Origin of the sequence: Paraburkholderia sp. EG304 (genome assembly GCF_046543485.1) — a bacterium.
GTDB classification, from domain to species: domain Bacteria; phylum Pseudomonadota; class Gammaproteobacteria; order Burkholderiales; family Burkholderiaceae; genus Paraburkholderia; species Paraburkholderia youngii.
The window spans coordinates 1-253 of record NZ_JBKGUA010000482.1 but is presented as its reverse complement, the minus strand read 5'-3'; the positions used below and the strand labels follow the sequence as shown (position 1 = coordinate 253).

The following is a 253-nucleotide window of genomic DNA, read 5'->3' as shown; positions in this document are numbered from 1 at the left end:
CCGAAGTCGAGCTGCGCTGCGTCCGCCGGGGCGAACTCCAGGATCGTCGTCGCTCTCGCGCCGCGCTCGGCCTTCAGGTGCAGCAGGAAGCGCCGCACTGCAGAATAGCTGCCCGTATAGCCGTGATTGCGCTGAAGCGCGTTGAAGATCGTCGTGCCCTGCACGTCGGCGTCATACCAGCCGCGCACCAGATCGCGAAACGGTTCAATCGTGGAGACGCAGCTACGCGGCAGCTTCGGATTGTGTCCGAAGA

At 64.4% G+C, this 253-nt stretch carries 1 pseudogene; it reads right to left on the bottom strand.

What is annotated here, in order from left to right:
* A pseudogene (locus ACLFKU_RS44840) lies at positions 1–253 on the bottom strand (IS21 family transposase); the annotation flags it as partial.